This is a genomic window from Wohlfahrtiimonas larvae, assembly GCF_002006755.1.
Lineage (GTDB): Bacteria > Pseudomonadota > Gammaproteobacteria > Cardiobacteriales > Wohlfahrtiimonadaceae > Wohlfahrtiimonas > Wohlfahrtiimonas larvae.
On record NZ_MVDO01000129.1, the window covers coordinates 1 to 1,013 of the forward strand.

Below are 1,013 nucleotides of genomic sequence, written 5' to 3' on the forward strand. Positions count from 1 at the left end.
CTGGAGATTTCGCAGATATGATTCGTCATTATATTGGCCCTGAATTACAAAAGCGCGGCTATCAATATGATCTCAAAGAGAGCACCAATGGTATTTTGCCAAACCAAAGCGTTGTGGATGGTTCTGCTGATTTAAATCTATTCCAACACAAACCTTATTTGGATGAATATAATGTGCAAGCAAAAACTAATTTATATCCATTGGTGCAAGTACCAACAGCACCTTTAGCCATTTATAAAGCCAAAGCACAATCTCTTGATGATGTGAAAGCTGGTAGCAAAATTGCCATTCCATCTAATGTCACAAACTTTGCGCGTGGTTTAAGAATCCTAGAATCTTTAGGGTGGATTCAATTAGATCCTAATGCCGATCCCATCATTGTGGGTGAGAAAGATATTATTGCCAATCCACAACAAGTGGAAATCCTCGCCATTGATGCGCCGCAAGTGGTACGAGCACGTAGTGATGTTGAATATGCCATCATCAACGGTAATTTTGCTCAAGATGCCAATATTCCAGACAATGATATTCTAAAAACTGAGCCAGGCAAATTATTTGTGAATTGGATTGTAGTGGCTGATCACAATAAAGATACTGATTGGGCCAAAGCAATCATTGAGATTGTGAATAGCCAAGATTATAAAGATTACGTGAAAAAAACTTTCCCTGAATTTTATAATCTACCACCTGCTTGGGAAAATTGATTATCATAACTAGAAATTCACGTTCAGGATAATTCAATGGCATATATACAAGTCAATGGCATTCAGCTTTTCTATACACAGCAAGGTCAGGGGCAACCCTTGATCTTCCTGCATGGTAATGGTGAAGATCATCATACCTTTGATCCACTCATTGCTAAACTTGCTGATCATTTTACTTGTTATGCCATTGATAGTCGTAATCATGGACTAAGTGATCAAACAGATCAATTTCATTATCAAACCATGATGGATGATCTCTATGCTTTTATCACAGCAATGCAGTTAAAAGAGGTGAATATTATTGGCTTT

General features: G+C 37.5%; 2 protein-coding genes. Both read left to right on the forward strand.

Annotation, left to right across the window (positions count from 1 at the left end; all coding sequences use genetic code 11):
• Positions 1 to 704 (forward strand): MetQ/NlpA family ABC transporter substrate-binding protein (locus BZK14_RS07710; protein ID WP_143691403.1); only part of this gene is annotated, 704 nt, incomplete at its 5' end.
• Positions 705 to 740: 36 nt separating this feature from the next.
• On the forward strand, positions 741 to 1,013 hold a 273-nt coding region (locus BZK14_RS07715; RefSeq protein WP_143691404.1), incomplete at its 3' end, for an alpha/beta fold hydrolase.